Origin of the sequence: Enterobacter cloacae complex sp. P42RS, from assembly GCF_014930595.1 — a bacterium.
In the GTDB taxonomy this organism is placed as follows: domain Bacteria; phylum Pseudomonadota; class Gammaproteobacteria; order Enterobacterales; family Enterobacteriaceae; genus Enterobacter; species Enterobacter bugandensis.
This window is the reverse complement of sequence record NZ_JADBRK010000011.1, coordinates 74,625-90,844: the sequence shown is the minus strand read 5'-3', so window position 1 is coordinate 90,844 and position 16,220 is coordinate 74,625. Positions and strand designations below refer to the sequence as shown.

Annotated in this window: 16 protein-coding genes; 4 read left to right on the top strand and 12 right to left on the bottom strand. The window is 55.4% G+C overall.

From position 1 onward, the window contains the following. Positions 1–29 precede the first annotated feature (29 nt). Positions 30–356 (top strand): superoxide response transcriptional regulator SoxS, encoded by a 327-nt coding sequence (soxS, locus tag IM314_RS14570; protein WP_008503387.1) that lies wholly within the window; start codon positions 30–32, stop codon positions 354–356. A gap of 6 nt (positions 357–362) precedes the next feature. Here the strand turns inward: soxS and IM314_RS14565 are convergent, their stop codons facing one another. Both IM314_RS14565 and IM314_RS14560 read right to left on the bottom strand, forming a co-directional pair. Then, positions 363–1,928, bottom strand: a complete 1,566-nt coding sequence (locus IM314_RS14565) for an EAL domain-containing protein (protein ID WP_041911532.1) — start codon at positions 1,926–1,928, stop codon at positions 363–365. A gap of 339 nt (positions 1,929–2,267) precedes the next feature. Next, positions 2,268–2,519 (bottom strand): hypothetical protein, encoded by a 252-nt coding sequence (locus IM314_RS14560; RefSeq protein ID WP_163333478.1) that lies wholly within the window; start codon positions 2,517–2,519, stop codon positions 2,268–2,270. A 63-nt stretch (positions 2,520–2,582) separates the two neighbouring features. On the opposite strand from IM314_RS14560, the gene IM314_RS14555 reads away from it, so the two are divergent. Further along, positions 2,583–2,864, top strand: a complete 282-nt coding sequence (locus IM314_RS14555; protein ID WP_048957473.1) for a YjcB family protein — start codon at positions 2,583–2,585, stop codon at positions 2,862–2,864. A 59-nt stretch (positions 2,865–2,923) separates the two neighbouring features. Here the strand turns inward: IM314_RS14555 and ssb1 are convergent, their stop codons facing one another. Next, on the bottom strand, positions 2,924–3,448 hold the full coding sequence (gene ssb1 / locus IM314_RS14550) for a single-stranded DNA-binding protein SSB1 (RefSeq protein ID WP_121478507.1): 525 nt from the start codon (positions 3,446–3,448) through the stop codon (positions 2,924–2,926). Positions 3,449–3,699: 251 nt separating this feature from the next. Between ssb1 and uvrA the strand changes: the two genes are divergently transcribed. Continuing rightward, positions 3,700–6,522: an excinuclease ABC subunit UvrA gene (gene uvrA, locus IM314_RS14545; RefSeq protein WP_041911534.1), complete on the top strand. Its 2,823-nt coding sequence runs from the start codon at positions 3,700–3,702 to the stop codon at positions 6,520–6,522. Positions 6,523–6,525: 3 nt separating this feature from the next. Here uvrA and IM314_RS14540 read toward each other — a convergent pair whose 3' ends face one another. The 6 genes from IM314_RS14540 to dnaB all read right to left on the bottom strand — a co-directional run bounded on the left by IM314_RS14540 (position 6,526) and on the right by dnaB (position 12,154). Beyond that, on the bottom strand, positions 6,526–6,879 hold the full coding sequence (locus tag IM314_RS14540) for an MmcQ/YjbR family DNA-binding protein (RefSeq protein ID WP_028015174.1): 354 nt from the start codon (positions 6,877–6,879) through the stop codon (positions 6,526–6,528). 2 nt (positions 6,880–6,881) lie between these two features. Continuing rightward, a complete protein-coding gene (locus IM314_RS14535; protein ID WP_163333480.1) occupies positions 6,882–7,298 on the bottom strand; it encodes a secondary thiamine-phosphate synthase enzyme YjbQ in 417 nt (138 codons plus the stop codon). A gap of 112 nt (positions 7,299–7,410) precedes the next feature. Then, positions 7,411–8,124 carry an acid phosphatase AphA gene (gene aphA / locus IM314_RS14530; RefSeq protein ID WP_041911537.1) on the bottom strand — a complete coding sequence of 238 codons (714 nt, stop codon included), beginning with the start codon at positions 8,122–8,124 and terminating at the stop codon, positions 7,411–7,413. A 218-nt stretch (positions 8,125–8,342) separates the two neighbouring features. Then, complete coding sequence (gene tyrB / locus IM314_RS14525) at positions 8,343–9,536, bottom strand: aromatic amino acid transaminase (RefSeq protein WP_045260940.1); 1,194 nt, start codon at positions 9,534–9,536, stop codon at positions 8,343–8,345. Positions 9,537–9,645: 109 nt separating this feature from the next. After that, positions 9,646–10,725 (bottom strand): alanine racemase, encoded by a 1,080-nt coding sequence (gene alr, locus IM314_RS14520; protein ID WP_193359121.1) that lies wholly within the window; start codon positions 10,723–10,725, stop codon positions 9,646–9,648. A 16-nt stretch (positions 10,726–10,741) separates the two neighbouring features. Continuing rightward, positions 10,742–12,154, bottom strand: a complete 1,413-nt coding sequence (gene dnaB, locus IM314_RS14515) for a replicative DNA helicase (protein WP_193359120.1) — start codon at positions 12,152–12,154, stop codon at positions 10,742–10,744. 66 nt (positions 12,155–12,220) lie between these two features. Here dnaB and IM314_RS14510 point away from each other — a divergent pair, with 66 nt between their 5' ends. Continuing rightward, the gene (locus IM314_RS14510; RefSeq protein ID WP_193359119.1) at positions 12,221–13,204 is read left to right on the top strand and encodes a quinone oxidoreductase; all 984 of its coding nucleotides are present in this window, start codon (positions 12,221–12,223) and stop codon (positions 13,202–13,204) included. 184 nt (positions 13,205–13,388) lie between these two features. On the opposite strand, the gene pspG is transcribed toward IM314_RS14510, so the two are convergent. From pspG to traF, 3 genes are all read right to left on the bottom strand, one after another. Then, on the bottom strand, positions 13,389–13,631 hold the full coding sequence (gene pspG, locus IM314_RS14505; protein WP_028015168.1) for an envelope stress response protein PspG: 243 nt from the start codon (positions 13,629–13,631) through the stop codon (positions 13,389–13,391). A gap of 135 nt (positions 13,632–13,766) precedes the next feature. Beyond that, entirely contained in the window at positions 13,767–14,762 is a 996-nt protein-coding gene (gene dusA, locus IM314_RS14500) for a tRNA dihydrouridine(20/20a) synthase DusA (protein ID WP_048957468.1), read from the bottom strand. A gap of 82 nt (positions 14,763–14,844) precedes the next feature. Beyond that, on the bottom strand, positions 14,845–16,131 hold the full coding sequence (traF, locus tag IM314_RS14495) for a conjugal transfer protein TraF (RefSeq protein ID WP_227008624.1): 1,287 nt from the start codon (positions 16,129–16,131) through the stop codon (positions 14,845–14,847). Positions 16,132–16,220: the final 89 nt, after the last annotated feature.

The window sequence follows — 16,220 nt, the reverse complement described above, 5'->3', positions numbered from 1 at the left end:
GAAAGTTGTATCTACAGAGGGGCAACCTTATGTCGCATCAGCAAATTATTCAGACACTTATTGAATGGATTGACGATCATATCGACCAACCGTTGAACATTGATGTGGTCGCAAAAAAATCGGGCTATTCGAAATGGTATTTACAGAGAATGTTCCGCACGGTCATGCACCAGACGCTGGGGGAATACATTCGCCAGCGCAGGCTCCTGCTGGCGGCGCAGGCGTTACGCTCAACGCAGCGGCCGATTTTTGATATCGCGATGGATCTTGGCTATGTTTCGCAACAAACCTTTTCCCGCGTGTTTCGCCGCGAGTTTGACCGTACGCCGAGCGATTATCGCCACCAGTTGAATTAATGGATATCAGTGCAAAGGTTGCTGCTGCCAGGTCATAAACTCCTGGGGCGGCATCGCTTTCGCGAAGTGCCATCCCTGACAGAACTCAACGCCGCGCTTCAACAGCCAGCTCACCTGCTCAGCCGTCTCAACCCCTTCCGCAATGGTTTTAAGCCGCAGGCTTTGCGCCATCTCGATAATATGCTCGGCGATCAGGTGGCTGGTACTGTTGGTGGTTAAGGTGTCGATAAACGATTTATCGATTTTCAGAATATCCACGTTCAACGAGTAGAGGTTGTGCAGGTTGGAATAACCGGTCCCGAAATCATCGATCGCCACTTCATAGCCCGCCTGACGGAAGGCCTGAATCACCGGCGTGGTTTTTGGCACATCGATAAAGCCGCGTTCCGTCACTTCAATTTTAATTTGCTGGGCGCGTACGGCGTAGTGCCGGGCCTTGTCAGAAATCATGGCGATCAGCCGCGAGGAGTGGAAGTCCGTGGCCGACAGGTTGATCGAAATATAGAGATGCGGATGCGCCGCCAGGAAATGGCCCAGATCGCTGAACACCTCCTCAACGACATAATCCGTGATCCGCTCGCTCATTCCCTCTTTTTCCGCAAGCGGAATAAAGTCAGCCGGGCTCATTACCTGCCCATTGAAACCAGGCCAGCGCAACAGCGCCTCTGCCCCCACACACTGGTTGTTCTTGATATCAATAATCGGCTGATAGTGCACACAAAGCTGGCGCTTGTTCAGCGCCCGGTGCAGTAAGCGCCCCGGCGAATTAAGCTCACGATGGGTGCGGGACCACACCAGCAAAATAATAATGCTGCAGATCATTCCCAGCGGTAGCGTCAACGTCGCCTGGTGATAGAGCGTTTCATAAAAACGTTTATCTGACGTCGACACGATGGCGGCAATAGGCCGATTTGTCGATTTCACGACGGTATAGAAACGGTTATCTTTTTGAAATACCGATTCCTTATCCCGAATCATCGAATTTAATAAAGTCGCATTGGCTTTCTGGCTGACGGAAAAGAAGGCATTAGTTACCGTGTCGTATACCCCCCATGCGAGGGAATGATCGGTAGACATCACTTCACTGTAAGAAAGCGGATTGACAACCACGACATAATTTCCGCGCTGCATATATGTCATTTTATAGCCAGTATAAAATGGCGTATCGCGAAAATAATAGATAGCAACGTCAGGTTTACGCGTGTAATTAGCGACCGGAATGACGTAGGGTTGATCCGGTGTAAAAACGGTCGAACAAAGAAAATTCTGACCTTCAGCATAAATTAAATCGGCGACAAACAGGCGGCCACGAACAACGTTCAACATATATTGACGATGTTCCGGCGTACAACGTTCACCCTGATATTTTTCTGCCTCGCCCCTGGCCAGTTCAACTTGTTGAATTACCAGTTCTGTTTTGTCTAAAGCCAGTTCAGCAAATGTCCGTAGCTGAGCGCTCGTTTCCGACTCGGCTCTCAGCTGGGCAAACCATAGAGCAAGCATCACCGGCAGCATAACTACCATGATGATCCCTACCACTCTGAGCATTTTGCGCCGCGCGCTACGATTCATTTCCCGCCCTATATCCCTGCATGTTGTACGCCTGTAGTAATGAAGGCCGGATGCTTTGTTAAACAGGTGATTACGTTGCATGAATCATGCGAAGTTAGCAACTGACTTTTAGTATTAAAAATCTTAAATTTCGTTATGACGATAATATTTTCCCGTAAGCTAAACTGTAAGTATTCGTTCCGTTTTAATTAAGGAAAATAATTATCCATCGCGTACGGGAGGTTTGAAGAGAACACAACAGAGGATCGCTGATTAAGCAAAACTTCTGGCGGCATGAAAAAAGTACAACGCCAACGTGACGTTTCATCCTATTTCTGCGGGTATATTTTGTTCGTTGTTTTATAAATAATCAGACATCACCACAATATTATCAGAAAATAATGCTTCTCCTAAAAACGGCACGGCTGGACGTCTCTTTGCCTCCAGATGCTCTTCCCCGCTTGCCCGGCGGGCATTACCCCGCACGTTGTGGGTCCGCATCCCTTTGTACGAAGGCAGTCCCGTACCGCACACTCTTTTTCCGGCTAATAAAATCCCCTTTTTGGCTACGCAGACACTGGCGAATAAATCAACAAATGTGATATAGTTCACACATATTGTGTAACGAGAAACACTGTTTCATTCAGTTCGTCTGTTTTGTAGAGGATGGGTTTTATGGCAACCATTACTACCAGCATGGTTCTCCTGCGCTGGCCCTTGTTGAGTGCGTTTTTGATGTTTTTAGCCAGCACGCTGAACATTCAGTTTCGTAAATCCGACTACGCGGGTCTTGCCGTCATCAGTACCCTGCTAGGGCTTGGCGCGGCTTGCTGGTTCGCAACGGGCCTGCTGGGCATCACCCTGCTGGATATGGCCGCCGTCTGGGAAAATATTAAAGTAGTGATGGTTGAGGCGATGAGCCACACGCCACCAGACTGGCCGATGGTCATTACCTGATCCCTTCAGCAACAAAAAACCCAGACGATGTCTGGGTTTTTTGTTTTAGCATCCGTTGATCAGAACGGGATGTCGTCGTCGAAGTCCATTGGCGGTTCGTTAGACGGGGCAGGAGCAGACTGCTGCTGCGGACGAGACTGCGCGCCGCCGCTGAACTGGTTGCCGCCCTGTGGCTGCTGAGGCTGACCCCAACCGCCCTGCTGCTGGCTGCCACCGGCTGGTGCGCCGCCGCCCTGACGGCCACCCAGCATTTGCATGGTGCCGCCCACGTTCACCACCACTTCCGTGGTGTATTTTTCCTGACCGGATTGGTCGGTCCATTTGCGGGTACGCAGCTGGCCTTCGATATAGACCTGAGAACCTTTACGCAGATACTCACCGGCCACTTCGGCCAGTTTGCCAAACAGCACAACGCGGTGCCATTCGGTCTGCTCTTTCATTTCACCGGTCGCTTTATCACGCCAGGATTCGGAAGTAGCCAGCGTAATGTTGGCAACTGCGCCACCACTCGGCATGTAGCGTACTTCCGGGTCCTGGCCCAGATTACCGACGAGAATCACCTTGTTTACGCCTCTGCTGGCCATGTTCGTGTCTCCTGAATACGTTTCTTAATAGTGTAAACGCGCGAGTGTACCATTTCCACGCGGCAATTTGCATAGTTGCGTGGTCGGTTCAGAAATATCCCGCGAACTCGACATTGTTACACAGCGAATCAGAAAATGCATTCCAATACTGTATATTCAAACAGGTCATTTTGTGTCATAATTAGCCGTTTCTGACAGCCGTTTGTCCTTCAAACAAACCAGGCAATCCGTGTTCCAACCGGGAAAGGTGAATGGATAAGATCGAAGTTCGGGGCGCCCGCACCCATAATCTCAAGAATATCAACCTCATAATCCCTCGCGACAAACTCATCGTCGTGACCGGGCTTTCGGGGTCAGGCAAATCCTCACTGGCTTTCGACACCTTGTATGCCGAAGGACAGCGTCGTTACGTTGAATCGCTCTCGGCGTACGCGCGTCAGTTCCTGTCGCTGATGGAAAAACCGGATGTCGACCATATTGAAGGGTTATCGCCTGCTATCTCTATTGAGCAGAAGTCTACCTCGCATAACCCGCGTTCAACGGTCGGTACCATTACCGAAATTCATGACTATCTGCGTCTGCTGTATGCCCGCGTGGGTGAGCCGCGCTGCCCGGACCACGATGTCCCGCTGGCGGCACAGACCGTGAGCCAGATGGTGGATAACGTGCTGTCGCAGCCGGAAGGCAAACGCCTGATGCTGCTGGCACCGATCATCAAAGAGCGTAAAGGCGAGCACACCAAAACGCTGGAGAACCTGGCAAGCCAGGGCTATATCCGCGCCCGTATCGACGGCGAAGTGTGTGACCTGTCCGATCCGCCAAAGCTTGAGCTGCAAAAGAAACACACCATCGAAGTGGTGATTGACCGCTTTAAGGTGCGTGACGATCTCGCCACGCGTCTGGCTGAATCCTTTGAAACCGCGCTGGAACTCTCTGGCGGCACGGCCGTGGTCTCCGACATGGACGACCCGAAAGCGGAAGAGCTGCTCTTCTCCGCCAACTTCGCCTGCCCGATTTGCGGCTACAGCATGCGCGAGCTGGAACCGCGCCTGTTCTCGTTCAACAACCCGGCGGGCGCGTGCCCGACCTGTGACGGTCTGGGCGTGCAGCAGTATTTCGATCCGGATCGCGTGATCCAGAACCCCGAGCTGTCGCTCGCGGGCGGTGCGATTCGCGGCTGGGATAAGCGTAACTTCTACTACTTCCAGATGCTGAAGTCGCTGGCGGAGCACTACAAATTCGACGTTGAAGCGCCGTGGGCGAGCCTGAGCCCGAACGTGCACAAAGTGATCCTGTTCGGTTCCGGCAAAGAGAACATCGAGTTCAAATACATGAACGATCGCGGCGATACCTCCGTGCGTCGCCACCCGTTCGAAGGGGTGCTGCACAATATGGAGCGCCGCTACAAAGAGACCGAATCCAGCGCGGTGCGCGAGGAGCTGGCGAAGTTCATCAGCAACCGCTCCTGCGCCACCTGCGAGGGCACGCGTCTGCGTCGCGAAGCGCGCCACGTGTTTGTGGAAAACACGGCGCTGCCGACCATCTCAGACATGAGCATCGGCCACGCAATGGACTTCTTCAACAACCTGAAGCTTTCCGGCCAGCGTGCGAAAATCGCCGAAAAAGTGCTGAAAGAGATCGGCGATCGCCTCAAGTTCCTCGTGAACGTTGGCCTGAACTACCTGACGCTTTCCCGCTCGGCGGAAACGCTCTCCGGCGGTGAAGCCCAGCGTATCCGTCTGGCGAGCCAGATTGGCGCGGGCTTAGTCGGCGTGATGTACGTGCTGGATGAACCGTCCATCGGCCTGCACCAGCGCGACAACGAGCGTCTGCTCGGCACGCTGATCCACCTGCGCAATCTCGGCAACACGGTAATCGTGGTGGAGCACGACGAAGACGCAATTCGCGCCGCAGACCACGTGATCGACATCGGCCCGGGCGCGGGCGTGCACGGCGGCCAGGTGGTGGCGGAAGGTACGCTGAAGGACATTATGGCGGTGCCCGAGTCGCTGACCGGCCAGTACATGAGCGGCAAGCGCAAAATTGAAGTGCCAAAACAGCGCGTCGCGGCGAACCCGGAAAAAGTGCTGAAGCTCACAGGAGCGCGCGGCAACAACCTGAAGGACGTCACCCTGACGCTGCCGGTTGGCCTGTTTACCTGCATTACCGGCGTGTCCGGTTCCGGTAAATCGACGCTGATCAACGATACGCTGTTCCCGATTGCGCAGACGGCGCTGAACGGCGCGACGCTGGCCGAGCCTGCACCGTACCGCGACATTCAGGGGCTGGAGCATTTCGACAAGGTTATCGACATCGACCAGAGCCCGATTGGCCGTACGCCGCGTTCCAACCCGGCGACCTATACCGGCGTCTTCACGCCCGTACGTGAACTCTTCGCCGGCGTACCGGAAGCGCGTTCGCGCGGGTATACGCCAGGACGTTTCAGCTTTAACGTGCGCGGCGGCCGCTGTGAAGCGTGTCAGGGCGACGGCGTGATCAAGGTTGAGATGCACTTCCTGCCGGATATCTACGTGCCGTGCGACCAGTGCAAAGGCAAGCGCTATAACCGCGAAACGCTGGAGATTAAATACAAAGGCAAGACCATCCACGAAGTGCTGGACATGACCATCGAAGAGGCGCGCGAGTTCTTTGACGCCGTCCCTGCGCTGGCGCGTAAGCTGCAGACGCTGATGGACGTAGGTCTGACCTACATTCGCCTGGGGCAGTCAGCAACAACCCTGTCCGGCGGTGAGGCGCAGCGCGTGAAGCTGGCGCGCGAGCTGTCCAAGCGTGGTACCGGCCAGACGCTCTACATTCTGGATGAACCGACCACCGGCCTGCACTTTGCGGATATCCAGCAGTTGCTTGAGGTGCTGCATCAGCTGCGCGATCAGGGCAACACGATTGTGGTCATCGAACATAATCTTGACGTGATTAAAACCGCGGACTGGATTGTCGATCTCGGTCCGGAAGGCGGCAGCGGCGGGGGTGAAATCCTCGTCTCCGGTACGCCAGAGACCGTTGCAGAGTGCGAAGCCTCGCACACCGCGCGCTTCCTTAAACCGTTGCTGTAATTGTTACACGGAGAGCTGCTGTCGGGTCGCTTCCGGCAGCAGCTCAACCGCCTGCTTGTAGGACGCATCCACCAGATAGTAAATTTGTGAGCCGGGCAGCGAGCCGTCCAGATAAACGGTACTCCAGTGCGCCTTATTGAGGTGCTGGCTCGGCCTCACATCATCATGCTGCTGACGTAATAGATCCGCCAGTTCCGGGCTGGTTTTCAGCGACGCCGCCGGGCGCCCTTCAACCTCTTTCACCATCGCAAACAGCACGTCTCCCACTTTGATCTGCGTGGCTTTCCAGTCGCTGTGAACGCTTTGTTCCGCGCCAGGCTTGCTCATGCAGTACTGAAGTATCTCCGAAATTGTCATCTTTATTCCCCTTGTAGCGTTGCGATAATTTTACGCGAACCACCGTGAATGCGATGTTCTCCCAGCCAGATCCCTTGCCACGTTCCCAGCATTAGCCGCCCGTTATGAACCGGTAGCATCAGCGATACGCCCAGCAGAGAAGATTTGATATGCGAAGGCATGTCATCTGCGCCTTCATAATCGTGCTCGTAGGAGGCGTTGTCCGGAACCGTCTTCAGGAAATGGTGTTCCATATCAGACCGGACGGTAGGGTCGCAATTTTCATTAAGCGTGAGGGAGGCTGACGTGTGCTGAAGCAGCAGATGCAGTAAACCCGTTTTGACGCGCGACAGGTCGCGGAGTTGCCCGATGACTTCGTCCGTCACAAGGTGAAACCCGCGGGGTTTAGCGCTTAAGGTCAGGGTCTGTTGATACCACATGAGCTGCTCCGTTCTGAAAGATGAATATTTCTAAGTGTGCAGCAAGAAGGCGAAAGGTAAAACCCGCAGCGGCGGATTTGTTCAAAAAAGAATCAAACCCGCCGCTCAAGAACTAATACTCGGAGTTAACAATCACCTCCTCGCCAAACTTGCCTGCCATCGGCAGCGGTCGATAGGTCGAGTTAGAGGCACGCAGCACCCGGATCGCTCTGGCCCCCACATCCTGCGCCGCGGTAATGTCGTTATCCGAATCACCGTAGAACACTTTGATGTTTTTCTGCTCCAGCCACTGGGTTTTGGTGTTTTGTCCCTCTTTATCACCGGCAAAAATGACCGGATTCATGCTGGCTGCCGGGATCTGAAAATCGTCCTGCAGGGTTTTGGAGACGGTCTCCGTTTTGGTCTGGCTACGGCCGGTGACAAAGTAAATGCTGTCGCCGCGCTTAACGTGCATGGCGATCAGCGCGCGGGCCACCTCTTTCGGAATGCTGAACTCATCCCAGCCGTTATTCATTTTTTCCCAGAACTCCGGGTTCTTCAGATACGCTTCGCTGTCCGGAGAATATGTTTTCTTGCCACGCCAGAAGCCAGGGCTTGAGAACAGCACGGTATCGTCAATGTCGAAGCCCACGGCCATTGGCGGGCGGCCCATCAGGCTGTTTTCGATTTGGGCCACGGAAACCCAGTGAATGGGTGCCTGCTCGGCAAGGATGGCGGCGGTGGTACCGGTGTAAAGCGGCGTCGGTGCGGAAGCTCGCGCGACGACGGCGCTATTAAGCGAGAACAATAAGCAGGCGGCGCTGAGCGCCAGTGTGATCTTGCGCATATTTTCCCCTGAATATTCAGTTTGTTATCTTTATATTTTGAGTGGATGGTCAAAAATCTATCCGACCATAACCCCGGCGGGAGGGGAAGGAAAGGAGTTTTTACTTATAAAGATGAATAAAAAGAAGACGATCACAAAGTGCCGGGGGACGTGTTTATGCAGTCTGATGCCCTCACCCCAGCCCTCTCCCGGTGGGAGAGGGCTGGGTTAGTGAGCATTTACATTACAGCAGCAAACGCCTGCGCCACGCGCTGGACGTTGCCGGCATTCAGGCCCGCCACGCACATACGGCCGCTGGCGATCAGGTAGACACCGAACTCGTCACGCAGGCGATCGACCTGTGCCGCGCTCAGTCCGGTATAGCTGAACATCCCGCGCTGCTTGAGCAGATAGTCGAAGTTATGCCCCGGCACCGCCTCTTTCAGCACGTTAACAAGTTCCTGACGCATCGACAGAATGCGCTTGCGCATCGCTTCCACTTCCGCAAGCCAGGTGGCTTTCAGCTGTTCATCGCCCAGAACGGTCGCCACCACCTGCGCACCAAAGTTCGGCGGGCTGGAGTAAATACGGCGGACCGTCGCTTTCAGTTGGCCAAGAACACGCCCCGCGGCTTCGGCGTCTTCACACACCACGGACAGACCGCCAACGCGCTCGCCGTAGAGAGAGAAGATTTTTGAGAAGGAGTTGCTGACCAGCGCTGGCAGCCCGGCGCTGGCAACGGCGCGGATGGCGTAAGCATCTTCTTCCATGCCCGCGCCAAAGCCCTGATAGGCGATGTCGAGGAACGGGATCAGGTTACGTGCCTTCAGCACCTCGATCACCGCATCCCACTGGGCATTGGTGAGGTCCGCCCCGGTCGGGTTATGGCAGCATGGGTGCAGCAGCACGATGCTGCGCGCCGGCAGGGTATTCAGTTTTTCCAGCAGCGCTTCGACGCGCACGCCGTTGGTTTCACTGTCGAACCACGGATAGGTCTCGACCTTAAAGCCCGCGCCTTCAAAGATGGCCACGTGGTTTTCCCACGTCGGGTCGCTGACCCACACGCCGGAATCCGGGAAATATTTTTTCAGGAAATCTGCGCCTACCTTCAGCGCACCCGAGCCGCCCAGCGTCTGGATAGTCGCCACGCGCTTTTGCGCGAGCACCGCGTGGTCCGCACCAAACAGCAGCGGCGCAATCGTATTACGGTAGGTGTTTAACCCTTCCATCGGCAAATAAAGCGAAGCACCGTGCGGGGTTGCGTTAAGACGTGCTTCGGCTTCGGCAACGGCTTTCAGTTGAGGAATGATGCCGTCCTCGTTGTAATAAAGACCAATGCTGAGGTTCACTTTATCGCTGCGAGGATCTTCTTTGAAACGCTCCATCAAGGAGAGAATAGGGTCGCCGGCGTAGGCGTCTACTTTCTGAAACACGCGATGTTCTCCGGATTATTATGAGGCAGGGTTTTCAACAATAAACCGGAAGCGGAATAAGATCGAGGGGATGTTAACAGAAGCGGGATGCATCGCATCCCGTTAAAGCTCAGTCGATGTATTTCATCGCCACCCGTGACGTCAGACGCGTAATAAGTTCGTAAGCACTTACTTTTGTAATCTCAGCAATGCGTTCAACGGGCAGACCTTCACCCCACATCACCGCATCGTCGCCCGCTTTATCCTGCGCGCCGGGCCCAAGATCCACGCAAATCATGTCCATCGCCACGCGGCCGACAATGTTCACTTCACGACCATTGACCAGCACTGGCGTGCCCGTTGGTGCCGCGCGCGGATAGCCGTCGCCGTAGCCCATCGCCACCACGCCAAGCCGCGTGTCGCGCTCGCTGGTCCAGGTACCGCCGTAACCCACCGGCTCGCCCGCTTTGTGCTCCCGCACGGCAATCAGCTTTGATACCAGCGACATCACCGGCTTAAAGCCTAAGTCCGGCCCCCAGGGTTTATTCTCAAGCGGGGAAACGCCATACAGGATAATCCCCGGACGCGCCCAGTCGAAGTGGGACTGCGGCCACAGCAGAATGCCGCCGGATGCCGCAATGGAGCGCATTCCCGGCTTGCCTTCGCAGAAGGTGTTGAAGATATCAAGCTGCTGCTCGGTTGCGCCACATTCGGGCTCATCGGCACGGGCAAAGTGGCTGACGATATTGACCGGCTGACGCACATTTTTGCACTGGCACAAACGCTGATAAAACGCCTCCGCGTTTTCCGGACGCACGCCCAGCCTGTGCATGCCCGTGTCGAGCTTCATCCAGACGGTGACCTGCTCGCTCAGTTCAGCCGTTTCCAGCGCGCCCAGTTGTTCTTCGTTGTGTACCGCCGTGTGCAGCTGCTGGTCTGCAATGGTCGGCAGATCCGAGGCTTCAAAAAAGCCTTCAAGGAGCAGAATCGGTTGCGTAATGCCGCCTGCGCGCAGGCGGAGAGCTTCTTCGAGACGGGCGACGCCAAAGGCGTCGGCATCGGGGAGCGTTCGCGCGGTCTCAAGAAGACCGTGTCCGTAAGCGTTCGCTTTCACGACTGCAACGAGCCTGCTGGCAGGCGCCAGTTCACGCAGACGTTGCAGGTTGTGTCGCAGAGCGCGGCGGTTAATAACAACAGTTGCCGCTTGCATTTGAATTCCTTAGAAATTACTCATCATCATATTGAGGACCGGCATAGTTGTCGAAACGCGACCACTGGCCGTTAAAGGTCAGACGTACCGTACCGATGGGGCCGTTACGTTGCTTACCAATAATAATTTCGGCGATCCCTTTCAGGTCGCTGTTCTCGTGATAGACCTCATCACGGTAGATGAACATGATTAAGTCGGCATCCTGCTCAATGGAGCCGGATTCACGCAGGTCGGAGTTGACCGGGCGTTTGTCTGCACGCTGTTCCAGAGAGCGGTTAAGCTGCGACAGCGCCACCACCGGCACGTGCAGCTCTTTGGCTAACGCCTTGAGCGAGCGGGAAATCTCTGCAATTTCCAGCGTACGGTTGTCGGAGAGCGACGGGACGCGCATCAGCTGAAGGTAGTCGATCATGATAAGGCCGATGCCGCCGTGTTCACGGGCGATGCGGCGCGCGCGGGAGCGCACTTCCGTCGGCGTCAGGCCGGAGGAGTCATCGATGTAGATGTTCCGTTTTTCCAGCAGAATGCCCATGGTGCCGGAGATGCGCGCCCAGTCCTCGTCGTCGAGCTGGCCGGTACGGATGCGGGTCTGATCCACGCGCGACAGGGATGCCAGAGAACGCATCATAATCTGCTCCGAGGGCATCTCGAGACTGAAAATAAGCACCGGCTTATCCTGCAACATCGCCGCGTTTTCGACGAGGTTCATCGCAAATGTCGTTTTACCCATCGACGGACGCGCCGCGACGATAATTAAATCCGACGGCTGTAAACCGGCAGTTTTTTTGTTCAGATCGTCATAGCCTGTGTTCACCCCGGTCACGCCGTCGTGCGGCTGCTGGAAAAGCTGCTCTATACGCGCAACGGTGGCGTCGAGCACGTCGGCGATGTTTTTCGGGCCTTCATCTTTGTTGGCACGACTTTCGGCGATTTTGAAGACGCGGGACTCGGCAAGATCGAGCAGGTCTTCACTGGTGCGACCCTGCGGATCAAAACCGGCTTCGGCGATCTCATTCGCCACCGAGATCATCTCTCGGACAACGGCGCGTTCACGCACGATGTCAGCATAAGCGCTGATGTTCGCCGCACTTGGCGTGTTTTTTGACAGTTCTGCCAGATAGGCAAACCCGCCGACGCTGTCCAGCTGCCCCTGACGCTCCAGCGATTCCGCGAGCGTAATCAGGTCAATCGGGCTGCCGGACTCCTGCAGGCGCGCCATTTCGGTAAAGATATGGCGGTGCGGACGGGTGTAGAAATCCTCAGACACCACGCGCTCGGCGACGTCGTCCCAGCGTTCGTTATCCAGCATTAAACCGCCCAACACCGACTGTTCCGCTTCAATCGAGTGCGGCGGGACTTTTAACCCTGCGACCTGGAAATCACGCTCGCGAGGTTCAGTCTGTTTGTTGAAGGCTTTGTTTCCTGCCATAGTGAATGGAGTTACCGAGATAAAGAGTGGGTCGAAAGATTACCATATTTTTCTTACGGAGGGAGCATGGCAACGCGCATTGAGTTCCAGAAACACGGCGGTCCTGAAGTGCTGAAAGCGGTGGAGTTTACCCCCGCTGCGCCTGGCGAGAACGAAATTCAGGTTGAAAACAAAGCTATCGGCATTAACTACATTGATACTTATATTCGCGGCGGTCTCTACCCACCTCCGTCAATGCCGAGCGGCCTGGGCACTGAGGCGGCCGGCATCGTCAGCAAAGTGGGCAGTGCGGTTAAGCACATTAAAGAAGGCGATCGTGTGGTATATGCACAGTCTGCCCTGGGCGCTTACAGCTCCGTCCACAACGTCCCGGCGGATAAAGCCGCCCTGCTGCCTAACGCCATCTCCTTTGAGCAGGCGGCGGCCTCCTTCCTGAAAGGCTTAACCGTTTACTACCTGCTGCGTAAAACCTACGAGATTAAACCCGACGAGCAGTTCCTGTTTCATGCTGCCGCCGGTGGCGTGGGGCTGATTGCCTGCCAGTGGGCGAAAGCCTTAGGCGCGAAGCTGATCGGCACCACAGGCAGTGCGCAAAAAGCCCAGCGTGCGCTGGACGCGGGCGCGTGGCAGGTGATCAACTACCGGGAAGAGAGCATCGTCGAACGGCTAAAAGAGATCACCGGCGGCAAAAAAGTACGCGTCGTGTATGACTCGGTGGGGAAAGACACCTGGGAAGCGTCGCTGGACTGCCTGCAGCGTCGCGGGCTGATGGTGAGCTTTGGTAACGCCTCAGGCGCTGTCACCGGCGTCAATCTCGGCATTCTGAATCAGAAAGGGTCGCTGTACGTAACGCGCCCTTCTTTGCAGGGTTACATCACCAACCGGGAAGAACTGGAGGAAGCCAGCAACGAGCTGTTCTCGCTAATAGCCAGCGGCGTGATTAAGGTGGATGTGGCGGATGCGCAGAAATACCCGCTAACCGATGCGCAGCGCGCGCATAAGGTGCTGGAAAGCCGGGCGACGCAGGGTTCAAGTCTGCTAATTCCCTGACCCCCAAAAAGAAATTGGGCTTCCCGTGGGAAGCCCTTTCTTTTTTTAGTTCGGCTGTATGTAGGGTACAGCTCGATGAATTCTGTAGCGGCAGCCATAGTGACAGATTCGATAAGTAAATCCTATTCTGTTCTAAGCCATGCTGCCGGAAAAGTTACAAGTATGTGACGAACCCCTCAATACCTTAGTAACGGAAGCGGTTATTGCGCTGATAAGTCGGCAGTTTTGGCGCTTTAATCGCCCGTATTACCCACACCACGGCGATAGCCAGCAGCAGCCACGGCAGCAGTTTGATCGTCAGGGCAAATAATCCGCCGATAAACATAACCACCGTGGCCACAACGAGCGCGGCCAGAATACCGAGCAGCGACACGCCCGTGACCATCAGCATGACAAAAAAGCCAATCACAAAAAGTAGTTCAAGCATGGTGCTCTCCCACGAGTTCCCGAATGATACTGCAATCATTACAAGAATCATGCCAAAGCTAACCTATTGTTCTTAAAGAAAAACGCCCCGCGAGGATCCGCAGGGCGTGGTGAATTTGACGATCTTTTAGCGAAATTATCGCTTATCCGCCACCAGCCGCAGCGCATGTTCCAGCACCTCAATATCGGCACCGGCTTTATGCGCGTTCTCACTGAGGTAGCGACGCCACTGGCGCGCGCCCGGAATACCCTGGAACAGGCCAAGCATATGGCGGGTGATGTGGCCAAGATAGGTGCCATTGCTCAACTCGCGCTCAATGTAAGGGTACATGGCACGCACGACGGTAACCGGATCGGTGTCTGCGCCTGCAACGTCAAAGATTTCGCGGTCGACGGTCGCCAGAATGCCCGGATTTTGATACGCCTCGCGCCCGACCATCACGCCATCCATATGCTCAAGGTGCGCTTTCGCCTCTTCCAGCGACGTAATACCGCCGTTGATTGACATCGTCAGGTGCGGGAAATCACGTTTCAGCTGGTACACGCGCGGGTAGTCCAGCGGCGGGATCTCACGGTTCTCTTTCGGGCTAAGGCCTGAAAGCCAGGCTTTGCGGGCGTGGATGATAAACATCTCACACTCGCCTTTCCCTGACACCGTATTGATGAAATCACACAGGAATTCGTAGCTGTCCTGGTCGTCGATGCCGATACGGGTTTTGACCGTCACCGGAATGGAGACCACATCGCGCATCGCTTTGATGCAGTCCGCCACCAGCTGTGCGTTGCCCATCAGACAGGCGCCGAACATGCCGTTTTGCACGCGGTCGGAAGGGCAGCCAACGTTCAGGTTGATCTCGTCGTAGCCGCGTTCTTCCGCCAGCTTTGCACACTGGGCCAGCGCGACCGGATCGCTGCCCCCCAACTGCAGCGCAACCGGATGCTCTTCTTCACTGTATGCCAGGTAGTCGCCCTTACCGTGAATAATTGCGCCCGTGGTCACCATTTCGGTGTACAGCAGCGTATGGCGGGAGAGCTGGCGCAGGAAATAGCGGCAGTGTCTGTCCGTCCAGTCGAGCATTGGCGCAATAGAGAAACGGTGTGCAGGAAAAGCGGTCTGGTGTTCTGACGACATGGCGAAGTTTTAAGCATCTGGTGGAAAAGGGGCGCTACTATAGCACAAAGAAAAGCCGGAGGCGCAGCGCCCCCGGTGTACTTTAGAACGTCATGCTCAGCTGAGCCCCTGCGCCCCAGGTTTCGTCCTCGCCATACAGACCCATCAGGTCAACATGAACGGTATTGAACGGCGCGAAACCGACACCGCCGGTAAAGACGTTGCTGTCGTTCCCTTTCATATCCGCACGATAACCGGCACGCACCGCCAGCCAGCTCAGCGGAGTCACTTCAGCACCGACCCCAACATACTGCGACGTATCTTCGCTCTTAAATCCTTTGGTTTCGGTCAGATCGCCATCGGCGGTCAGGGTCACCAGATCGTTGTGCCAGGCAGCGCCCGCGGTCACCAGCGGACGGATCTGGTAGGTGTCTTTATAGCTCACCACTTCCCCCGTACGCCCGTTGCGGATGCGGATATCTTTGGTGTCGATATCGCGCGACATCAGGTTTTGCCCGCTCACGCCGACCGTCCAGTTTTCGCCAAAATCAGCGGCAATACCGGCATCGACGTTAAAGCCGGTATCGTCTGTACGGTAGCGGCTATCGTTCCACTTATTACTGTCGTAATCGTAGATCGAGGTGGTGTAGTTATAGATCCAGCTTTTTTGCAGTTTTGGCGTCACGCCCACGGAAACCGGAACGCCGCCAAGGTCAAACTGGCGGGCAACGGCAATACCGTAGTCGGAGATAATCGCCGCCCGACCGGACGCCGTTGAGTTGAGGTTTTTAGTGATCTGGTCCGTGCCGTTCAGCGCAGCGTCCAGGGCAACGCCGGCAGCCACCAGATTGCTTCTTTGAATACCGCGCAGATAATCAATATCCTGCTGGTCGATAGACGAGCTTACCCGGCCATGGGCGTACCCTTTCGCCATAAAGGCCACGGAAAGCACATCGTTAGGGATACTCACGGCAAGGCCTGCTCCTGCCGTCGCGCGAGCGGTTTTGCCCTTGAGATAGTCCAGCTCATCGGCCAGATCTTTGGCCGCGCCCTGGAACTGGTTGATGGAGCCTAACGGATTAGTAATAATCTCGATTGGCGTAAGGTTATCAACCACATCCTTATAGTGATTGATTTTGTCGTTGATGGTATCAATCTCATCCTGAAGATTGTCCTCATCCGTTACCTGCACCCCAACGGACGGCAAAATGACCGTCACGTCATCGTCCGGTTTTGCCTTTGCCAGCAGCGCGGGGTTAATTAACGCCCCGCTACCATAATTGCCCGAAGCAACGCCGGTGCCCCCCATCGCGTCGCTACGTGATTCTGTCCAGGTATTGGCTGCTCCCGCCTGATTTGCCATAAACAAGGAGACAGCGATGCTAACCATCGAAAATTTAAAATGTTTTTTCACAGTATGCCCGTCTTATAGTCTGTTATGAAATAACCCCTGTCTGTTATCCCCCAAACAGGCGCGAA